The organism is Variovorax sp. VRV01, from assembly GCF_014852545.1.
Classification (GTDB): Bacteria; Pseudomonadota; Gammaproteobacteria; order Burkholderiales; family Burkholderiaceae_C; genus Variovorax; species Variovorax beijingensis_A.
Window position 1 is genome coordinate 49941 of record NZ_JACVBS010000021.1, and the last position, 18806, is coordinate 68746.

Genomic DNA, 18806 nt, shown 5'->3' on the forward strand with positions numbered 1-18806 from the left:
GGACTGCCATGTCTGAAGCTTTCAAGATCGACCGACTCGACCTGCGCATCCTGGCCCAGCTGCAGCAGAACGGGCGCATGACCAACGTCGACCTCGCGGATGCGGTCGGCCTGTCGCCCAGCCCCTGCCTGATCCGCGTGAAGCGGCTCGAGCAGGCCGGCTACATCGCCGGCTACGGCGCGCACCTGCGGCTCGAGAAGCTCGGCGACACGCTCACCGTGTTCACCGAAGTCACGCTGCAGGACCACCACCGCGAGGACTTCGTGCGCTTCGAGGCCGCGATCCGAGAGGTGGACGAGGTGCTCGAGTGCCACCTGGTGAGCGGCGGCTACGACTACCTGCTGCGTTTCCTGACGCGCGGCGTCAACCACTACCAGGAAGTGATCGAGGAACTGCTCGAACGCAACATCGGCATCTCGAAGTACTTCAGCTACATCGTCATCAAGTCGCCGTTCATCAAGACGCACTGCCCGATCGAACGGCTGTTTCCCCACCCGCGATGACTGGCGTTTTCCCGCGCCCATGCCGCCGGGCACTCGCGGCGATCAAGGCCGCGCCGGCAAGGCAAAGGACCGCAAGCAAGATCAGCGCAGAACAGGCGCCTTGCGTAAAGGCCGCCACATCCGGATTCGAAAGCCCCGCGCCGCTGCCTCCCAGAATCATGCGCTGCGAGCCGGAAGGAAGCTGTGCCAGCGCCACGCTCAGCGTCAGCGCCGTTCCCACCATGATGCCCGTGTTCTGCAGCGTCGACCGGACGCCGTTGGCGATGCCCCGGCGCTGGGGGACAACGCTCTGGAGGATCGATGCGTTGTTCGGCGTCACGAAGCTCCCGATGCCCAGGCCGAGCATCCAGAGGCACAGCGACAGCTGCACGGCGCCGATCATCGGTTGCAGCAGCGCCGCCAGCAGTGCCAAGGCGCAGGCTGCGAGCAGCATGCCGCCCACGCAGATGGATTCGGCCGCGAAGCGGCGAAGCAGGATGCCCGCCACCGGCGCAGCCATCAGCATGCCGAATGCCACCGGTGCGATGCGCAGGCCCGCCTGCGATGGCTGCAGGCCCGCGCAAGCCTGCAGATACAGGGCCACCAGCAGCAGGGGAGCCGCCTGCGTCATCGACAGCAGCAGGATGGCCGCGTAGGCGGTGCGGCGTCCCGGTTCGCCGAACAGCGAGGGGTCGACCAGCGGACTGGCCACACGCCTCTGAACGCCGGAGAAGAGGGCGATGGCGCACAGCCCCGCGAGCATGAAGGTCCACACCGGCGTGCTGATCCATCCGCGGGTACCGGCCATCGAGAGTGCATAGGTCACGCATCCAATGCCGACGAAGGACAGTGCCGCGCCGGCCAGATCGAAGCGCTCGGCCTGAACGAACGCGCTTCTTGGCAGGATCTTCCAGGACCACGCCAGCACGCCGAGCCCGATCGGCACGTTGAGCATGAAGAGGACGCGCCATCCCCACCACGAGACGACGAAACCGCCCGCCAGCGGGCCCACGACCTGGGCCAGGGCCGCAACCATGGCGAGCACGCCGAGTGCCAGCCCCATCCTGCGGCGGCCGAAGGCATCGCCCACCAGCGCGCTGGCGTTGGCCATGACGCCGGCCGCACCGACGGCCTGGCAGATGCGGCTCGCCAACATCAGTTCGGCGGTGGGTGCGAAGGCGCATGCCGCACACGCCGCCACGAAAAGCCCCAGTCCTGCGAGGAAGAGCCGGCGCCGTCCCCAGAGATCGGCCAGCCGTCCGAAGCTGAGAATGCAGACGGTGCTGACCAGCATGTAGGACAGCAGGATCCAGCTCGCCTGCGCCGGCGAGGCGTGCAGGCTCCGCGCCACGGCAGGCAACGCGACATTGAGCGCGCTGAGATTCAGGAAGCACAGCAGCGCGCCCGAACTGGCGGCCACGAGCACTGCCCAGCCCGCCCGGTCGGCGTCGTCGTCGGCCATCATCGATTCAGTCTTCGCTCCTGAACCCCGAGGCCTTGACGATGGGGCGCCAGTACGCCCGGTCCTCCCTCATGATGCGCGTCACTTCGGCGCCGGGAAGCCCCGTGGCCTCGAGGCCCATGCGGTCGACCTGCGCGCGCACCTGCGGATTGCGCATGGCCGCGAGGAGGGCCGCTTCCAGTTTCGCGGCCACATCCTTCGGCGTGCCCGCCGGCACGAAGGCGGCATAGGCGGCGTTGGCGCGGTCGAAGGCGTCGTAGCCTGATTCCTTGATGGTCGGAACGTCGGGCAGCCAGCTCAATCGCCGGGTCCCTGCCACACCCAGGATCCGCAGCTTGCCCGCGCGGTGGAGCTCGAGCTGGCTGGCCAGCGCGTCGGCAGCGAACGGCACATGGCCTCCGATGAGGTCGGTCGCGAGCGGCGCACCGCCCTTGTAGGTGACCGGCGCGAGCGGCACGCCGATGGCCTTGGACAGCTGCAGCACGCTGAAGTGCAGTGCGCCGCCGAGGTTGGTCAACCCCACGCTCGCACCCGTGGGGTTCTTCCTGACCCAGGCGACATATTCGGGGAGTGTCTTGAACGGTTGGCCTGCGCCGGCCGAAAGGACGCTGGGCACGTTCGCCAGGTGCGCAATGGGGATGAAGTCCTTGTCGACGTCGTAGTTCAGCCGCGCATAGGTCATCGGAAAGAGGACGAAGGGCGGCGTCGCGCCCAGCAGGATGGTGCGGCCGTCGGGCCGGGCGGCCTTGACGGCCTCGATGGAAATCCGGGTCGAGGCGCCGGGCCGGTTCTCCACCAGCACGGGCTCCTTGAGCGTGGTGCGCAAGTCCTCGGCCAGCGAACGCGCCAGGTTGTCGAGCGCGCCGCCCGGCGGAAAGCCGATGACCAGCCGGATGGGCGCATTGCTGTCGGCATGCGCGGCGGCGCCGATCAGTGCGATCGACGCGCCGAGGAAAAGTGTCCTGAGAAACGAGGCCATGGTGGAGTACCTCCAAAGTTGTGGAATGGGAGCGGGAGAGGGGATCTAGAAGGCCAGGGCGGGCAGCGCGTTCGCCGGCCGGTGCGCGGCTTCGAAGGACGCCGCGGCCTGCAGCAGTTGCAGGTCCTCGCGGAACCGGCCGACGAGCTGCATGCCGATGGGCAGGCCATCGCGGCCCGCACCGCACGGCAGGCTGATGGCGGGGTGGCCCGTGAGGTTGAAGGGCATGGTCCAGGGAAACCAGTTCGGCCGCACTTCGGCATACGCCTCGCCATCGATCTCGATACGGCCGAACAGGTCCTGGTCGATCGGCAGGGCCGTGCGCGAGAGCGTCGGCGTGAAGATGAAGTCGTGGCTCTCCAGCTGGGCCTGGACCTTGCGGAAGAGCGCGGTCCTGGCAAACATGGCCTGCTGGAAGGCGACCCCGTCGACGTGCTGCGCGAGTTCGAGCTGTTGCAGCAACGACGGGCTCAACTGGTCGGCATGCGCCGCGGCCAGCGGGGCGAAGCGGCCGCGCCAGCTGGTGTGGTTGATCACCCGCCACACCGGCTCGACGTCGTATCCGTCGCTCGACATCTCTTCGAGCTCCGCGCCCATGGAACGCAAGGTGTCCAGGGCGGCTTCGAAGGCGGCGGCGACGTCGTCGGAGATCGGACGCCCCTCGAGCGTTGCGCAGTAGAGGATCCGCTTGCCGCGCAGATCGCCGCCGGGTTGCAGAGCGTCGAAGTAGCGCTGCGCCGGCACGCCCACCGACCAGGGATCGGACCCGTGGGCGCCGGTCATGGCCTGCAGCATGAGCGCGGTGTCGGCCACGTTGCGCGTGGTGGGCGTCACGTAGGTGTAGTTGCCGAAAGCGTCCTGTACCTGACTGTGAGGCACCACGCCCAGGCTCTGCTTCAGGCCGACCACGCCGTTGCAGGCGGCGGGAATGCGGGTCGAGCCGCCGCCGTCGGTGGCGATGGCCAGCGGCGCGATGCCGGCCGCGATGGACGCGGCCGCGCCGCCGCTCGAGCCGCCGCTGGTGCGCGTTCCATCCCAGGCGTTGCGGGTGCTGCCGAAAAGAGGAGCGTCGGTCAGGCACTTGGCGCCGAACTCGGAGGTGGTCGTCTTGCCGATGAGGATGGCCCCCGCCTGGCGCATGCGCGCCACCGCCACGGCGTCCTGCGTGGGAACGTGGTCACGATGCAGCAGGGAGCCGTAGGTCGTCCTGACGTTCGCGGTGTCGACGATGTCCTTCACCGTGAAAGGCAGGCCGTGCAGCAGGCCCAGTGCCTCGCCCCTCGTCACGGCACGTTCCGCCTGCCGGGCCTGCGCCATCGCCTGCTCGTGGCACAGCGTGATGAAGCAGTTGAGGTGCGGCTGCACGGTGTCGGCCCGGCGCAATACTTCTTCGACGATCTCCACCGGCGAGAGCTTTTGTTGCGCGACGAGCGTGCGCATGGTCGCCGCGGACATCTCGCAGATTTCGGACTTCGGAAGACGCGGAAACTTTTTCATGCCCAAATGATTGACGCACCGCACCATCGGGTCCAATACTGTTTTCTTGAAAAGGCATACGAGCAGCGTATGGCAGCACCAGACTTCAGAACGCTCCGCTACTTCGTGGCGGTCGCCGAGGAACGCAGCGTGGGCAAGGCGGCACGCCGGCTCAACATGGCCCAGCCGCCGCTGTCGGTCCACATCAAGAACCTGGAAGCGGCGGTGGGCACGCCGCTGTTCCGCAGGGCGGCGCGCGGCATGGAGATCACCGACGCCGGCAATGCGCTGTTCCAGCGTGCGAAGGAAGCGCTGCTGCTCGCCAACGAAGGCTTCGACGCGGCACGGGCAATCGGCTCGGGCCGCAGGGGCCGGCTCACGATCGGGACCATGGTCGTGCTGTCCTACCTGGTGCTCCCTCGCCTGGAGAACGCGCTGCGGGCGAAGCTGCCGGATGTGGAAGTCCAGTACGTGGAACTGAACGCCCTCAACAACGTCTCGGCCCTCGTCGACTCGGACGTGTCGGTGGCGATCTGCATCCCGCCCGTGGCCCAGGCCGGCATCGCGGTCGAGCGCATCGGAACCCAGCCCTTGATGCTGGCCATGCATGCGGACTCGCCCCTGGCCCGCATGTCCAGCATTCCACTGGAGCGGCTCTCAGGCCTGCCCCTCATCGGGCTGCCTGTGCCGGATGGAGACGTCGACAAATCCGTCGTCGCCTCGATGCTTCGGCGGCACGGCGTCAGCATGCCGATCGCGCAGCGGGTCGAGACCATGATGTCGGCGCTGGCGCTCGTGCTGGCGGGCAAGGGCGTGGCCATCCTGCCGGCCTGCGCCCGGATCGGCCGGCCTCCGGGTGTGGTGTTCAGGGCGCTTCGCAACGTCGATGCAAAGATGGACATCGCCGCCTGTTGGCGCAGCGATTGGCAGAGCCCGCTCATCGAGCCCTTCCTGGCCTGCGCGCGCGCCTCTGTGCGGCAAGCTGCCTAGCGGAGGGCCGGGAGGTCGAGGCGGCAGTTGCATGCGTCGCCTCCGACTCGCGCCGGCCTGGCTGCTAGATGTGAAACGCCGCCAGCGCCCCCACCACAAGCCCCCCAGCCGCCACGCCGAACATCGCGCGCTCAAGCCACTTCTTCTTCGTCAGCAACGCAATGGCGGCCAGTGCGATCGACACCTGCAGCACGGTCGTCGCCTGGGCCCAGCGATGGTGCTGGTGCATCTGCTCTTCCGACTGGGCGTCCCATTGGCTCGCCTCGGCCTCCAGCTTCTTCGCGGCGGCCTGGATGTCGGTCTTCTCCTGCTCGTAGCGCGCCACCTTGAGCTGCCAGTCCTGCTTGCGGCCGTCGTCGGTCGCGGTGTCGCGCGCAAATTCGGCCAAGGCCTGCTTGGTGCTTTTCGACTGGAAGTAATTCCACTGGTTCGACGCCTCGGTCTTCTTGATCGCGGCGTTGTTCTTGTAGAGGCCCGCGTTGGCCTGCGTGGCGCCGCCCATGTACGAGAAGATTGCGCCGACGGTGGCGATCACGGCGGTGCACACCGCGATCTTGCTCGTCATGCTCATGCCACCCGACGGTGAGGCCGCCGTGCCGTCCCCATGGCCGTCGCCATGGCCAGCGCCGGATGCCGCGTGTTCAAGTTCGTGGTCGTGCGGGCCGTGCACGTGAAAGCCGTGTCCTGACATGGGATCCTTGTTGAAATGGGTTTTCTCTGAACGCGTGCGAGTATGCCCGCCAGCAGACGAAAGCATTCATGCGCTGCGCGCGGGAATCGTTGCCTGCGCGTGCCGCCTTGTGGGCATTTGCGCGATGGCCCGGGCGACCGCGGCCCCGGAGGCGAGGGATTGAATCGGATGGTGCTGTATTTGTTATAAAAATGACCAGACACGCAACCGATTCCCTGATCCGTCGGCGGTACCTCATTACATATACGGCATTAAGTCGCCGCAAAAATAGTGCTCTATTTGCTATAATTTGTGCAGATATAGGCAATGCGTCAGCCAGGGCGCCGTTAGAAATTTCACATGAATTTTTATAGCAAATAAAGCATATGAACAGTCTGCCTGATCTTGGCCGCGCACTCGCGCAACTGCGCAAAGAGCGTGGCATGACCCAAAAGGAACTCGCCGCCTTGAGCGGCCTGGGCCAATCCACCCTTGCACGCTTCGAGACGGGCGGTGTCGCCGAGTTCGGCTCACGCAAACTGCTGCGTCTGCTGGAAGTGCTCGGCCACGAGATGAGCTACATGCCGATGAAGCGCAGCTTCACGCTCGATGACGCGCTGGCGGAGCGGCAACGCGCCTTCGCGCAGGACAGTGAAGCGCGCCGATGAAGCTGCACGTCTTCGTTCATGACAAGCCGGTGGCGACCCTGGAGTCTGCCGATGGTTTCCGCCACGTCATGGCCTATCACCCTGATGTCGAACCCACGCAGTTCGTCTCGCTGCTGATGCCTGCGCGGACGGAGTCCTATGCCTATCCCGACCTTCATCCCGTCTTTCGGATGAACCTGCCGGAGGGCTTCCTGCTGTCGATTCTGCAGGAGCAACTGGGGCCGCAGGTCGGTGCATCGCCGCTCAACCTGCTGTCGGTGGTGGGGCGCAACGCCATCGGGCGCGTGAAGGTCGCCATGCCCGGCGCCGATCCGACCCAGCCGCCCGTACCCTTCGAATTGAGGGAAATCTTGCGCGGCGACAACTCCGAGGCGGCCTTTGTCGACCTGGTGCGCCGATATGCCGTGTCCGGGGTGTCCGGCGTCGTCCCCAAGTTCCTGTCGCCGAACGCACTGACCGAGTACGGCAAAGGGACGCTGGCCACCGATCGGTACATCATCAAGGGGGCCACCGCCCGGCTCCCGGGCGTTGCGCTCAATGAACACCTGTGCATGGAAGTGTCGCGCCAGGCCGGCATTCCTGCCGCGATGACCGAAGTCTCCGAGGATGGCCAAGCGCTTGTGGTGCATCGCTTCGACTTCGACGAGGACGGCACCATGCGCAAAGGCATGGAAGACCTTTGCAGCCTGCTGTCGCTGCGGCCTGAAGAAAAGTACCAGTCGACCTGGGAGCGTGTGGTCGGCCGCATCAAGGATGTAGTGGATTCGCCGGCACAACAGAATGCGGCGTTGTCGCAACTGGCGGATCTGTTGCTGCTGACCTATGCGCTGCGCAACGCGGACTGCCACACCAAGAACATCGCGCTGCTCTACACGTCGCGCGAGAGCATTGCCTTGGCTCCCGTCTACGACATGTTGACCACGACGGTCTACGACGACTATGCGAAGAATCCGCCGGGTATGCCTGTCGAAGGGCGCAGCACCTGGATGCCAGGCAAGGCGCTGGAGCGGTTTCTGCAGACACGCTGCGGCGTGATGCCTGCGCAGACCAAAGAGCGTGTGGACCGCCTCTGCGAGTCCATCGTCCGCGTGACCCCGCAGGTGGTCGAGGCGGCCGGCCGCTATCCCGGATTCCGCGAGACGGCCAAGCGGATGCTGCATGCCTGGAACGCCGGAATGAACAGCCTGCGCCTGCAGAGGACCTGGAGCCTGCCGTCGCTGGACGTCGCGATCAAGCGGGCGCGTTTCTCGGATGCGAAGCCCGCGATATCGGCCCCGCGGGAAAAGATGGGCCGCTCGCCGCTCCTGGGAAAGCGGTGATGCCCCGCAGGAGGTCGCTGCGGCGCAATGGTCAGCGGCCCGCCTCGACGGCATCGGCCAGTTCGGCCAGCGTGCGGAAGTGGTAGTCGGGCTCGGTGTGCTTCGATTCGATGGTGCCGCCGGACCCCTTCTGCGCATGGCGGCGCTCGATCCAGCAGGTGGCGATGCCCAGCTGTTTGGAGATGCCGATGTCGTGGTACTGGCTTTGCGCCACGTGCAGGTTGTCGGCCTGTTTGTAGCCCCAGGCGCCTTCGAAGCGGCCGCGCGCGTAGGCGAAGTAGCGCGCGTCGGGCTTTTCGCACAGGGCGTCGTCGCAGCTCAGCAGCATGTCGAAGGGCGAGCCCAGCGTCTGGTCGAAATGGGCCAGCGCCCATTGCTGCGCGTTGGTCATCGTGACCAGCTTGAAACGCGTGCGCAGCCGCTTCAATGCCTCCACCGAGTCCGGGAAGGCTGGCCATTGCGCCACCGAATCGCGCAGGCCGCGGGCCAGCGCATCGCTGTCGGGCAGGCCCAGCGCGGGCGCGATGGCGTGCCAGCAGCGCTCCAGGTCGTCGGGGTACCAGCCGGCCTGGCCGTCGGCGCGTGCCCGGCGGTAGGCGGCCAGGAATTCGTCGTCGCTCACGCGGGCATCGGGCACCGCCGAGCGGAGGTAGGCAAGCATGCCGCCCTCGAAATCGATCAACGTGCCGACGACGTCGAAAGTGAGAACCTTGAAATCCTGCAGGGACATGGGAACAGCTCCAATCGAAATGGAAAAGGCGCGCAGCGGCGAAGCGACGACGACGGATGTCGTTCCACACGAGCATAGGGGCCTCGCTGTTCCCTTTCAGATCGAAGTGGGCATGCGAATCGGCATGTGATTCCGCAATCGGTGCCGTGGCGGCATCTTGTTTCGCCATGCCGGTGCCCGCCCTCCGGACCGGGCAGCCGCTCAGCGCGTCATCGTTCTCGCCAGCGTCTTCTGCGGCAGGTAGGCGCCGTGCGCCCGGAGCTTTTCGACCAGCACCTGCGTGTCGAGGTCGCAGGCCGGCTCGCCACTCGCGATCGACTGCGCGGCGGCGGTGCCCACGGCCTGTCCCATCATGTAGGCGGCCGATTGGGCGCGGATCGACCCATGCACCTTGGTGTCGCTCGAGTGGCAGCGCCCCGCCACCCACAGGTTCTGCGAGCCGCGCGGCACCAGGATGCTGTACGGAATGCCCACGCTGTTGCCGCGGCCCAGGTTGTCCTTGCCGTCGAAGTCGCGCAGGAAACGCTCGTACTCGGCCTTGGAGGTGTCGGTGGGGTGGACGTCCGTGGGCCGGTTGTAGACCGCGATCTGGTCTGGAAACTGCCGCTGGTTGCGGAAGTCCTCGATGCCCAGCTCGAACTCGCCGACGATGCGCCGCGAATCGCGCACGCCCATCACCGGCGCGGTGGTCAGCAGCTCGAGGTCGGCGCAGCCGGGCACGTACTTGCGAAAGAACTCCAGATATTCCACCGCCAGCTTGCGCCCGAAAACCATGCCATCCGACAGGCTGCGGTTGGACAGCGGATTCAGGTTGAACACATGGCCCGCATTCAGGCTGGCCGTGCGCTCGCCGATCTTGTTCATGCCCGGCATGAAGAGGTCGGCCTGCGTGAAGTGGCCGTCCGCGATGGCTCGTTCCAGCAGCTCGGTCTTGGTGCGGGCCTTGGCCGCGTCGATGCCGCGCCAGTCGTCGCCGTAGGCCGGATCGTCCCAGCGCATGCCGCCGAAGAGCGAGCACAGCGTGCTCGGCGCGACGGTGTCCGTGTCGCGCAGCACGACCTTGCATTCGGCGCCCGCGAGCGCGGCCAGCGCGGCGTCGCCGGTTGCGTCCACGAAGGTCCGCGCCCGCACGTAGCGCAGGCCCTCGACATTGCTGAGCACCACGCCGCGCACGCGCCCGTCCTGCACGTCCGCTTCGATCAGCCGCGTGAAGAAGCGCAGCTCGACACCGGCCTCGACCGCGAAGTCGTCGAGGATGCGCTTCAGGTGCTCGGGCTTGAAGGGCACCCAGCGATTGAGCTGGCCGTCCAGGAATTCGCGAACCACGTGCGGGCCGAAGGCCTTCTGGCGCCACATCGTCTCCAGCAGCTCCTTCATGAAGCCGCCGACCAGCATGCGCTCGCCGTCGGACACCGGGCCGAAGGACGCGACCAGGCCCGACGTGCCCATGCCGCCCAGGCAGCCGGTGGCCTCGACCAGCAGGGTCTTCAGGCCCAGCCGGGCCGCGCACACGGCCGCGGCCGTGCCGGCGGGGCCGCCGCCGGCCACCACCAGGTCGTAGCTGTCATCCACGGGGATGGTGCGGCTGAAGGAATATTCGGACGGAGAGATCATGGGCTGGGTCATCGCTGGAGGAGTTCTGTGGGCTCAGTTGGATGGCTTGTTGAGCGGCCTGGAGATCTCGGCAAAGCGCCGCATCTCGGACTGGATGAAGGCCTGGAACTCGTCCGGCCCTTGCGGCCTGACCTCGATGCCCATGTCGGCCATCGCCTTGGCCACGTCGGCGGTCGCCAGCACGGCAAGGATGTCGTCGGCCAGCCTGGCCGTCACCGCGCGCGGCACGCCGGCCGGCGCGGCAAAGCCGGCCCAGTTCACGGCTTCGAAACCCGGCAGCGTCTCGGCGATGGCAGGCCACTGCGGATAGAGTGGGCTGCGTTCCTTGCTGGTCACGCCCAGCACCTTGAGCTGCCCCGACCGGATGAAGCTTTCCGCGGAGGACGCCACCGAGAAGCCGAGCGGGATCTGCTTGCCGATCATGTCGGTGTACATCTTGGCCGCGCCGTTGTAGGGCACGTGCTGAAGCTGGATGCCCGCCATGTGGTTGAGCATCTCGCCGGCCAGCTGCGCGGAGGTGCCGATGCCGTTCGATGCGAACGACAGCGTCCCCGGGTTCTTCCTGGCCATGGCGATCAGCTCGCGCACGTTGTCGGCGCCGAAGTCGGCCGGCGCCACGAGGACGACGGTGAAATAGCCGACACGCGCGATCGGCCCGAGATCCCGGGCCGCGTCGTAGGGCAGGTCCTTGCGCTGGGCGGCATTGATGCTGAGCGAGCTTCCGAGCAGGGCGAAGGTGTGGCCATCGGGCGCGGCACGCGCGGTCGCGAGCGTTCCGATCACCACGCCGCCGCCCGGCTTGTTCTCCACCACCACGGACTGCTTCCACCGGGCCTCCAGCGCCTGCGCGAAGTTCCGCGCCAGCCGGTCGGCCGCACCGCCCGGGGGCTGCGGAACGATCAGCTTGACGGGCCGGGTCGGAAACTCCTGGGCGTGCGCCACCCGGGTCCGCGCCAGCGCGCCCAGCAACGCGGCCTGCAGCAGGCGTCGGCGAGACAGCCGTCCGTCCTCGTGTGCATTCATCTTTCTTTGTCTCTGGTCTTGTCGGAGTGCCTTCATTGTTGTGAGGCCTGCTCGGCCCCGCAAATGAAAAGAATTGGCGAGGGCTTAACCTTTGGTTATGCACCCGCCGATCGTCGTCCGGCGGCATGCGATGGAGAATCCAGGCATGAACCTGCGCCACATGGAAGTTTTTCGCGCTGTGATGCTCACGGGCGGCGTCGTCGGCGCCGCCGAACTGCTGCATGTTTCGCAGCCGGCCGTAAGCAAGCTGCTCGGGCAGATCGCGCGCCAGACCGGCCTGACCCTGTTCGAGCGGATCAAGGGCCGGCTGATCCCGACCCCCGAGGCCCATCTGCTGCACCAGGAGATCGAGATCCTGTGGCGCGGCGTGGACCGGGTGCGCGACGTCACGCGCAGCCTGGCGCAGCCCGACACCGGCATGCTGCGCATCGCGGTGTCCGCCAGTCTTGCGCCTTACCTGGTGCCACAGGCCATGGCGCTTCTCCATGCGCAATACCCGCGGCTCAAGTGCCGGGTCGAGGTGCTCGTCGCGCCGATCATGGTCGATGCACTGCTCGATCGCTCGATGGATCTGGCGATCGGCCTGCTGCCCAACGACCATCCGAACCTCATTGTCGTCAAGCGCTATCAGTGCACGCTCGCCTGCGTCATGCGCAGCGACCATCCCGTCGCCGGGCGCAAGATCGTCCGTCCGGCGGACCTGCGAGGCCACCGCATCATCACGTCCCCCGAAAGCAGCGCCTACGGCCGCAGCCTGCACCGGGCCTACGGCAAGGAAGCCGAGGAACTCCACCTGGATGTCGAGGTGCGTTCGTCGACGACCGCCTGCTGGTTCGCGCAGGCCGGCGTCGGCATCGCGGTGGTGGACCGCGCGGCCATCGCGGGGCAGACCTTCCACGGCCTCGCGGTGCGGCCCTTCAGCAGCAGCGAGCGGCTCGATGTCCACGTCATCCGCAACCGGTACCGCCCGATGTCGGTCGTGCAGCGCGCCTTCTGCGAGGCTTTCGACAAGGTCTGGACTCGGACGCCGGGCCTGGGCGGGCGGGCCCTCAGCCGGCCGCGCGCTCGTCCGGAAGCTTCGCGATCACCTTGATCTCGAACTGGAAGCCGTAGAGCCAGGTCACGCCGATGCCCGTCAGCGTCGGGTGCGGCGCTTCGCCCCAATATTCTGCGACCACCTTCCAGATGGTCTCGAACTTCGATTCGGGGTCGACGATGAAGACCGTCACGTCGACCACGTCGTCGAAGCTGCAGCCCGCGGCCGAGAGGATCGCGTTGAGGTTCTCGAACGCGAGCCGGACCTGTGCCTCCAGGTCGGGCTCGGGCGAACCGTCGGGCCGGCTGCCGACCTGCCCCGATACGAAGAGAAAACCGTTGGAGCGGATGGCGGGCGAATAGCGGTTGCGCTCGTAGAGCGCCTGGCGGCCGGCGGGAAAGACAACGTTGCGTGCGGACATGGATCGGCTTTCTTTCCTGAAAAGGGAGGTTGTGATCGGTGGACTCTAGAGTGCGCGGCTGACTCTGAGGAATATTCCACTGGACTCAAACGCGGCTAACCTTTTGATTTCCAAAAGCCATCCAAAGAGTCGCAACCGGATAGCCCTGGATTGAGTTGTGCCAATGATCTCGACGCCACGCTGAATAGTGTGTTGGACTGATTTTCCTTGTTGTCGCGCTGGTGCAGCCATCTTTTTACGTGTCTCTTCTATATCGAGAGGGAGCTTAAGCGTCAGCGATATGTCGATTCCCCGACCACCAGTTGCAGGCGGTGGCAATGGAAGACTGCGAGGGGTTCGAAAGAGGAAGTGAGGATGGGTTCTTCCGGACACAACTCGTCTGCGCGCAAGTACGTGGGCGCGTCCGACTTCGCCGCCTTTGTAGCCGCAGACTCCTGACAGGCCGAACTCAGAAGTCTAGTCTCCGCCAACGATAGTCCGCTTGCGCTGCATAGCGCACGGTGCGGCTGCACCTACGCGCAGGAAGGCGAGATGGGACCGAGTTCCTCATAAGCCGCATTGTCTATAGCTGACACGGCGGGCTCTCATCGCTTGGAGGCAACCGCCTCACCTTCGTAAACGCCCATTTATCGTCGGTTGGCGGATTCGTGGCTGAAAGGTCGGCGATTTTGATCGCGCGTGCCAGCTGCTGCATTGCGGGCATGACTGGTCGGCCGGACGCGCCGACAAAAGCATCCGTAGTGGGTATTCAACGGAGGTATGAAGTGAATCGAGCCGGCGCCCACGCAGCACTTTCGGGCGAGTTGAAGGCGTGCCGTCGGCTGCCTCGGCCCATACTTGTCGAACTGATTGACTCAAAGCCAGCCTCGAAAGTCATTGTCGTCGATGGTGAAGAACTGCTGCGTGAAGTACACCACCTGCTGGAGGCCAACGACTTGGCCGAAGACATCTTCAAACAGAAGGGCCGATGGCCAGGTGCGGTGTCGGACGGCGGTGAACCGCGGTATCTTCCCTGCGCCGCGTTCAGCAAGCGCTGCGCGTGCTGCTGTGGTCGATCGTCTTACTCGATGCGCACAGGCGCGCGTGCCGGGGACGGCGCAATGAGCACCATCGCGCCGTCCTGGCCGCGCCGCACCCGCAGGCGGGTGCCTTCGAGCAGGCGATCCAGCGCCGCGTCGGCGGCGATTTTTCCTTTGAAGCCCCGGGTCGAGAGGTCCTTGATGTCTTCCACCTTGTAGATGAGCTGTACGCCCGACTGCGCGATGTAGGCATCGAGCGCCGGTCGCAGTTCGCCGCCCTTCACATCGAACTCCATGACATGGGCAAAGGCCGGGCCCGCCAGAAGCAGGCCGGCTGCGGCAGCGGGGGCAAGGCGAGTGCGTTTCAAGAGGGCGAAGAGGGTGGGGGGCTGCCTCCAGTTTGGAATCATGTCGGTCTGTTTTCCGCGAATTGGTTTTTCTTGTGCCCCGGTAAGACGAGTTCGGGCGCACTTTCCGGTAACGGGGCAAGGCGGAAAAGCCTGCGGCCCGGACCTTCTAGAATTTCAGGGGCCGTTGCGGGCACCGGAATTCGCAGGAATTTCGGCAAATTCGCCCATCGTGTCTTCGCGCGTTACCGGAAATCCTCGAGCCGTTCGTCTCACTGTCTGTCGCCAATCCCGGCGGCTGCCGCCCTTTCGTTTCGGCCCTTCACTTTCCAGGAGCGCTTAGTGGTTCTCAGTGACTTGGACGCCTGGTTCGTCAGCGAGGTGCTGCCGATGGAAGCCGCGCTCACGCGTTTCCTTCGCCGCAACTGGCGCGACGAGGCCGAAGTGCCCGACCTGCGGCAGGACGTCTATGTGCGCATCTACGAATCCGCCTCCAGATCCATGCCCGATCAAGTCAAGCCCTTCGTCTTCGCCACCGCGCGCAACCTGCTGATCGACCGCGCCCGGCGCGCGCAGATCGTCTCCATCGAGATCATTGCCGACCTCGACGCGCTCGATTTCTCGGCCGACGAGCTCACGCCCGAACGCCATGCCGCCGGCCGCGGCGAGCTGCGACTGTTGCAATCGGCGCTCGATGCGCTGCCGGCCAAGTGCCGCCGCGTGGTGGAGATGCGCAAGATCGACGGGCTCTCGCAGCGCGAGGTTGCCGCGCAACTGGGCATCACCGAGGACACGGTCGAGCGGCAGGTCTCGCGCGGCGTGCGCGCCCTGGCCGACGCGCTGCTCTCGGGCGGCGTGCAGCTGGACACCAAGGCCTTCGGGCGAGCGCAGAACGAGCGGAGGCTTTCGACATGAGCGCCGTGCCGGGCCGCCTCAAGCAAGCGCGCACCGCAGTGCGAAGCATGGAGCTAAACCAATGAGCGAAGCGCAGCGCACCGAATCCGTGGCTGCCGACTGGCTGGCCCGCCGCGACAGCGGCGCATGGACCGACGCCGACCAGCAGCAGCTGGACGCCTGGATCGCCGCGTCGGTTGCCCACCGCGTGGCGTGGCTCCGGTTGTCCAGTGCCTGGGAGCGCGGCGACCGGCTGGGCGCACTGCGCACACCGGCGATCCCGATTCCTGTCCCCACGCCGGCTCCGGCATCGCAGCAGCAGGCTGCACGCCCGGTCTCACGCCTGTCGCGCTTCTCGCTGCAACGTATTGCCGCCGGCATTCTGGTGGCCGCGGCGGGCACCGCCTGGTTCGGCTGGCAGTACATGCAGGAAGAACAGGGCCGGCAGTACGCCACGGCCGTCGGCGCGCGCCAGTCGGTGGCGCTGGCCGACGGCTCCAGGCTCACGCTGAACACCGCCACGCAGGTGCGCACCGCTGTGAATGACAGCGGGCGCAAGGTCTGGCTCGATGCAGGCGAAGCCTACTTCGACATCGCCCACGACAAGAAGCGGCCCTTTGTCGTCATCGCCGGCGACCGCCGCATCACCGTGCTGGGCACGCGCTTCCTCGTGCGACGCCAGGGCGAACAGGTGAACGTGACGGTGGAAGAAGGTCGCGTGCAGATTGCATCGGCCCAGCCGGGCGCCAAGAGCGCCGAGCCCACCGTGCTCACGCGCAACCAGGCGGCCGTCACGCACGCGGACAACGTGCTGGTGATCTCGAAGGCGCCCAAGCAGGTCGATGACGAACTGAGTTGGCGCGAAGGCAAGCTGGTGTTCGACCAGACCACGCTGGCCGACGCGGCCGCGCAGTTCAACCGATACAACACGCGCCAGCTCGTGATCGTCGATCCGGCGATCGCGCAGGTTCGCATCGGCGGCAGCTTCGATGCCAACAACATGAGCGGCTTCGTAGCGTTGCTCAAGCAGGGCTTCGGCCTTGCGGCGCATGAGCGCGGCAACGAAATCAGAATTTCGAATTAACAAATTACCGGAATGTGACGGGGCGTTCGTCTCAGTGGGTATCCCGACAAATAACCACGCTGGAGAGATACCCCATGAATCGCATCGCACCTCGCCCCGGTATGCCGTCCAAGAAGAAGCGAACGTACGCGGCTGCTGCGCTGCGCCCATGGGTCATCGGCGGTGCGTGGGCGCTGGCGACCGGCATGTCCGCACACGCGCAGACACAGGCACAGACGCAGATGCCGGCACATGGCTTCGACGTGGGCGGTGGCGATCTCAAGACCGCGCTCGATGCCTACATCGCGCAGGGCGGCGTGCAACTGCTCTACAAGGTCGACGACGTGAAGGGCGTGGCCACGCGTGGCGTGAAGGGAGCGCTTTCGCCGCAGGACGCGCTGGCGCAGCTGCTCGAAGGCACGCAGTTGCGCACGCGCCGCGGTGACGACGGCGCCATCGTGATCTACACGGCCGCTGCGGCTGCCAAGCCGCTGGCCGACGAAGCACCGCAGTCGCTCGACAGCGTCACGATCACGGCCACGCGCCGCCGCGAGCCGGTGCGCGAGATTCCGATGCAGGTCAACGTGATGAAGGCGCAGGCGCTGGAACGCGCCGGCGCCAAGAACCTGGCCGACTACGTGGCCGAACAACCGGGTGTGAACCTCACGAGCAGCGGCAGCGTGGGCGGCACGCTCACCATGCGCGGACTGACCATGGGCCCGGTGCAGGGCATCGCGACCGTGGGTGTGTACGTGGATGACGTGGCCACCGGCCTGAGCTCGGCCGGCGCGAACGGCGGCAACACGCCGCTGGACATGGGCATGCTCGACCTCAGCCACATCGAGGTGCTGCGCGGCCCGCAGGGCACGCTGTACGGCGCCGGCGCCATGAGCGGCGTGCTCAAGTACGTGACCAACCAGCCCGACACCATGGAGTTCGCGGGCTCGGTGCGGTTCGGCACCTCGTGGACGCAGGGCGGCGGCCCCGGCTTCACGACCGGCGCGGTGCTCAACGTGCCGCTCAAGGAAGACGTGGCGGCCATCCGCTTCGCCGCCTTCACCGACCAGATCGGCGGCAGCTACGACGCCACGGGCCTTGCGAGCGGCCGCAACATCGACCGCGGCCACACCGACGGCGGACGGGTCTCGCTGCTGCTCACGCCCACGCGCGAACTCACGGTGCGCCTCACGGGCACCGTGCAGGACGTGCATCGCAAGGGCCTGGGCTTCGAGGAGATGGACAAGCGCACGCTGCGCCCCTGGAACCGGGAGCGCTCGCGCCAGCTGTCGGCCAGCGAGTCGTACCGCAACCTCACGCAGCTGTTCGGGCTGGACGTGGAGTACGACTTCGGCTGGGCCCGCCTGAATTCGATCACCTCCGCGCAGGACGTGAAGATCAACAACAGCGTCGACGTCACCGGCCTGTACGGGCCGCTGCTGAGCGCTATGCGGGTGCCGGTGGCCTCGGTGCCGATCATCAGCACTGTGGAGCAGCATCGCGTCAGCCAGGAGTTCCGCCTGACCTCGCGCTCGGGCACCACCATCGAGTGGCTGGCAGGCCTGTACCTGAACCGTGAACGCGGCAGCAACAACGGCAGCATGGACGCCAACCTGATCGGAGGCCGGGGCAGCCTCGGCCTGCTGACGTCGACGCAGTCGTCGCGCTACCGCGAGGAAGCGGCCTATGGCGACATCACCTGGAACGTGACGCCAGCGTTCTCGCTCACCGGTGGCGTACGCCTGGCGCGCAACCACCAGAAGTACGCCAGCCGCCAGACCGGTCAGCTGATCGGCTCGGTCGCCGCCAATGCCGCCGGAACCTCGTCGGAAAGCCCGACCACCTATCTGGCTGCGGCCAAGTACACGCTATCTGACACGAGCACCGTGTACTTCCGCGCGGCCAGCGGCTACCGCCCCGGCGGTCCCAACGTGCTCAAGGCCAACACCGACCGTAACGTGGTACAGCCGATGTACAACTCCGACTCGCTGTGGAGCTACGAGCTGGGCTACAAGGCCGACTTGCTCGACCGTACGCTGTCGCTGGAAGCCGCGCTGTACGACATCGAGTGGAGCGGTGTTCAGCAGCCCACGCGCAGCGGCGGCTTCACTTTCGTGACCAATGCGGGTGCGGCCCGCATCAAGGGTAGCGAGCTCACGCTCAACTGGAAGCCCAGCAAGGAATGGCGCTTCACCGCCAATGCCGCCGCCATCGACGCGCGCCTGACCGAGGACGCCCCGGGCCTGGGCGCCAAGGCCGGCACGCGCCTGCCGCACACGCCGCGCTTCGCCACCACGCTGGGCGTGACGCGCAACTTCAGCCTCGCCGATCACCCGGCCTACGTCGGCATCAGCGCGCGCTACACCGGCAAGCGCGATGCGGGCTACCGCGGCAGCACGGCGTTGCCGAGCATCATGATGCCGGCCTACACGCTGGTCGACCTGCAGGCAGGCATCGACTTCAAGCGCTTCAGCGTCTCGGCCTATGTGCGCAACCTGACGAACCGGCGCGGCATCGTGTCGATCGAAACCGGACTCAACGCGAACCCGAACCTGGTGACCGCGGCACTCGTGCCGGCGCGCACTATAGGCGTGAACGTCAACGTTCCGTTCTGAC

Annotated in this window: 17 protein-coding genes; 8 read left to right on the plus strand and 9 right to left on the minus strand. The window is 66.6% G+C overall.

What is annotated here, in order from left to right:
- Positions 1 to 8 precede the first annotated feature (8 nt).
- Entirely contained in the window at positions 9 to 503 is a 495-nt protein-coding gene (locus tag IB278_RS28205; protein ID WP_015865681.1) for an Lrp/AsnC family transcriptional regulator, read from the plus strand.
- Here IB278_RS28205 and IB278_RS28210 read toward each other — a convergent pair.
- The 3 genes from IB278_RS28210 to IB278_RS28220 are packed head-to-tail and all read right to left on the minus strand — an operon-like array spanning position 457 to position 4378.
- A complete protein-coding gene (locus IB278_RS28210; protein WP_225613221.1) occupies positions 457 to 1947 on the minus strand; it encodes an MFS transporter in 1491 nt (496 codons plus the stop codon). The genes IB278_RS28205 and IB278_RS28210 overlap by 47 nt on opposite strands.
- A 4-nt stretch (positions 1948 to 1951) precedes the next feature.
- A complete protein-coding gene (locus IB278_RS28215) occupies positions 1952 to 2923 on the minus strand; it encodes a tripartite tricarboxylate transporter substrate-binding protein (protein ID WP_145744071.1) in 972 nt (323 codons plus the stop codon).
- A 45-nt stretch (positions 2924 to 2968) separates the two neighbouring features.
- Positions 2969 to 4378: an amidase gene (locus tag IB278_RS28220; protein ID WP_225613222.1), complete on the minus strand. Its 1410-nt coding sequence runs from the start codon at positions 4376 to 4378 to the stop codon at positions 2969 to 2971.
- 111 nt (positions 4379 to 4489) lie between these two features.
- Here IB278_RS28220 and IB278_RS28225 point away from each other — a divergent pair, with 111 nt between their 5' ends.
- Positions 4490 to 5389: a LysR family transcriptional regulator gene (locus IB278_RS28225; RefSeq protein WP_145744073.1), complete on the plus strand. Its 900-nt coding sequence runs from the start codon at positions 4490 to 4492 to the stop codon at positions 5387 to 5389.
- Positions 5390 to 5453: 64 nt separating this feature from the next.
- On the opposite strand, the gene IB278_RS28230 is transcribed toward IB278_RS28225, so the two are convergent.
- A complete protein-coding gene (locus IB278_RS28230) occupies positions 5454 to 6080 on the minus strand; it encodes a DUF4337 domain-containing protein (RefSeq protein WP_145744075.1) in 627 nt (208 codons plus the stop codon).
- A gap of 365 nt (positions 6081 to 6445) precedes the next feature.
- Between IB278_RS28230 and IB278_RS28235 the strand changes: the two genes are divergently transcribed.
- Both IB278_RS28235 and IB278_RS28240 read left to right on the plus strand, forming a co-directional pair.
- Positions 6446 to 6727: a helix-turn-helix domain-containing protein gene (locus IB278_RS28235; protein WP_145744077.1), complete on the plus strand. Its 282-nt coding sequence runs from the start codon at positions 6446 to 6448 to the stop codon at positions 6725 to 6727.
- A complete protein-coding gene (locus tag IB278_RS28240; protein WP_192327050.1) occupies positions 6724 to 8046 on the plus strand; it encodes a type II toxin-antitoxin system HipA family toxin in 1323 nt (440 codons plus the stop codon). The genes IB278_RS28235 and IB278_RS28240 overlap by 4 nt, the downstream gene beginning before the upstream one ends.
- Before the next feature lie 31 nt (positions 8047 to 8077).
- Here the strand turns inward: IB278_RS28240 and IB278_RS28245 are convergent, their stop codons facing one another.
- The 3 genes from IB278_RS28245 to IB278_RS28255 all read right to left on the minus strand — a co-directional run bounded on the left by IB278_RS28245 (position 8078) and on the right by IB278_RS28255 (position 11413).
- Complete coding sequence (locus IB278_RS28245) at positions 8078 to 8776, minus strand: HAD-IA family hydrolase (protein ID WP_192327053.1); 699 nt, start codon at positions 8774 to 8776, stop codon at positions 8078 to 8080.
- Positions 8777 to 8977: 201 nt separating this feature from the next.
- Positions 8978 to 10402, minus strand: a complete 1425-nt coding sequence (locus IB278_RS28250) for an FAD-dependent oxidoreductase (protein ID WP_145744082.1) — start codon at positions 10400 to 10402, stop codon at positions 8978 to 8980.
- 21 nt (positions 10403 to 10423) lie between these two features.
- Positions 10424 to 11413 carry a tripartite tricarboxylate transporter substrate binding protein gene (locus IB278_RS28255; RefSeq protein ID WP_192327056.1) on the minus strand — a complete coding sequence of 330 codons (990 nt, stop codon included), beginning with the start codon at positions 11411 to 11413 and terminating at the stop codon, positions 10424 to 10426.
- Positions 11414 to 11558: 145 nt separating this feature from the next.
- On the opposite strand from IB278_RS28255, the gene IB278_RS28260 reads away from it, so the two are divergent.
- The gene (locus IB278_RS28260) at positions 11559 to 12506 is read left to right on the plus strand and encodes a LysR family transcriptional regulator (protein WP_192327059.1); all 948 of its coding nucleotides are present in this window, start codon (positions 11559 to 11561) and stop codon (positions 12504 to 12506) included.
- On the opposite strand, the gene IB278_RS28265 is transcribed toward IB278_RS28260, so the two are convergent.
- Both IB278_RS28265 and IB278_RS28270 read right to left on the minus strand, forming a co-directional pair.
- Complete coding sequence (locus tag IB278_RS28265) at positions 12463 to 12870, minus strand: RidA family protein (protein ID WP_192327062.1); 408 nt, start codon at positions 12868 to 12870, stop codon at positions 12463 to 12465. The two genes, IB278_RS28260 and IB278_RS28265, sit on opposite strands and share 44 nt — an antisense overlap.
- 1060 nt (positions 12871 to 13930) lie before the next feature.
- Positions 13931 to 14257, minus strand: a complete 327-nt coding sequence (locus IB278_RS28270) for an STN domain-containing protein (RefSeq protein WP_145744105.1) — start codon at positions 14255 to 14257, stop codon at positions 13931 to 13933.
- A gap of 321 nt (positions 14258 to 14578) precedes the next feature.
- On the opposite strand from IB278_RS28270, the gene IB278_RS28275 reads away from it, so the two are divergent.
- From IB278_RS28275 to IB278_RS28285, 3 genes are all read left to right on the plus strand, one after another.
- Entirely contained in the window at positions 14579 to 15151 is a 573-nt protein-coding gene (locus IB278_RS28275; protein WP_261380311.1) for an RNA polymerase sigma factor, read from the plus strand.
- A gap of 61 nt (positions 15152 to 15212) precedes the next feature.
- Positions 15213 to 16214, plus strand: a complete 1002-nt coding sequence (locus tag IB278_RS28280; protein ID WP_192327065.1) for a FecR family protein — start codon at positions 15213 to 15215, stop codon at positions 16212 to 16214.
- Positions 16215 to 16288: 74 nt separating this feature from the next.
- A complete protein-coding gene (locus tag IB278_RS28285) occupies positions 16289 to 18805 on the plus strand; it encodes a TonB-dependent receptor domain-containing protein (RefSeq protein ID WP_192327067.1) in 2517 nt (838 codons plus the stop codon).
- The last annotated feature ends 1 nt before the right edge of the window (position 18806 follow it).

Bases quoted from the DNA above. Each gene is read 5' to 3' on its own strand.
- IB278_RS28240 (WP_192327050.1), top strand. From the start codon at position 6,724: ATGAAGCTGCACGTCTTCGTTCATGACAAGCCGGTGGCGACCCTGGAG.
- IB278_RS28215 (WP_145744071.1), bottom strand. From the start codon at position 2,923: ATGGCCTCGTTTCTCAGGACACTTTTCCTCGGCGCGTCGATCGCACTG.
- IB278_RS28285 (WP_192327067.1), top strand. From the start codon at position 16,289: ATGAATCGCATCGCACCTCGCCCCGGTATGCCGTCCAAGAAGAAGCGA.
- IB278_RS28235 (WP_145744077.1), top strand. From the start codon at position 6,446: ATGAACAGTCTGCCTGATCTTGGCCGCGCACTCGCGCAACTGCGCAAA.
- IB278_RS28245 (WP_192327053.1), bottom strand. From the start codon at position 8,776: ATGTCCCTGCAGGATTTCAAGGTTCTCACTTTCGACGTCGTCGGCACG.
- IB278_RS28220 (WP_225613222.1), bottom strand. From the start codon at position 4,378: ATGTCCGCGGCGACCATGCGCACGCTCGTCGCGCAACAAAAGCTCTCG.
- IB278_RS28250 (WP_145744082.1), bottom strand. From the start codon at position 10,402: ATGACCCAGCCCATGATCTCTCCGTCCGAATATTCCTTCAGCCGCACC.
- IB278_RS28280 (WP_192327065.1), top strand. From the start codon at position 15,213: ATGAGCGAAGCGCAGCGCACCGAATCCGTGGCTGCCGACTGGCTGGCC.
- IB278_RS28255 (WP_192327056.1), bottom strand. From the start codon at position 11,413: ATGAATGCACACGAGGACGGACGGCTGTCTCGCCGACGCCTGCTGCAG.
- IB278_RS28205 (WP_015865681.1), top strand. From the start codon at position 9: ATGTCTGAAGCTTTCAAGATCGACCGACTCGACCTGCGCATCCTGGCC.
- IB278_RS28230 (WP_145744075.1), bottom strand. From the start codon at position 6,080: ATGTCAGGACACGGCTTTCACGTGCACGGCCCGCACGACCACGAACTT.
- IB278_RS28265 (WP_192327062.1), bottom strand. From the start codon at position 12,870: ATGTCCGCACGCAACGTTGTCTTTCCCGCCGGCCGCCAGGCGCTCTAC.
- IB278_RS28225 (WP_145744073.1), top strand. From the start codon at position 4,490: ATGGCAGCACCAGACTTCAGAACGCTCCGCTACTTCGTGGCGGTCGCC.
- IB278_RS28260 (WP_192327059.1), top strand. From the start codon at position 11,559: ATGAACCTGCGCCACATGGAAGTTTTTCGCGCTGTGATGCTCACGGGC.
- IB278_RS28210 (WP_225613221.1), bottom strand. From the start codon at position 1,947: ATGATGGCCGACGACGACGCCGACCGGGCGGGCTGGGCAGTGCTCGTG.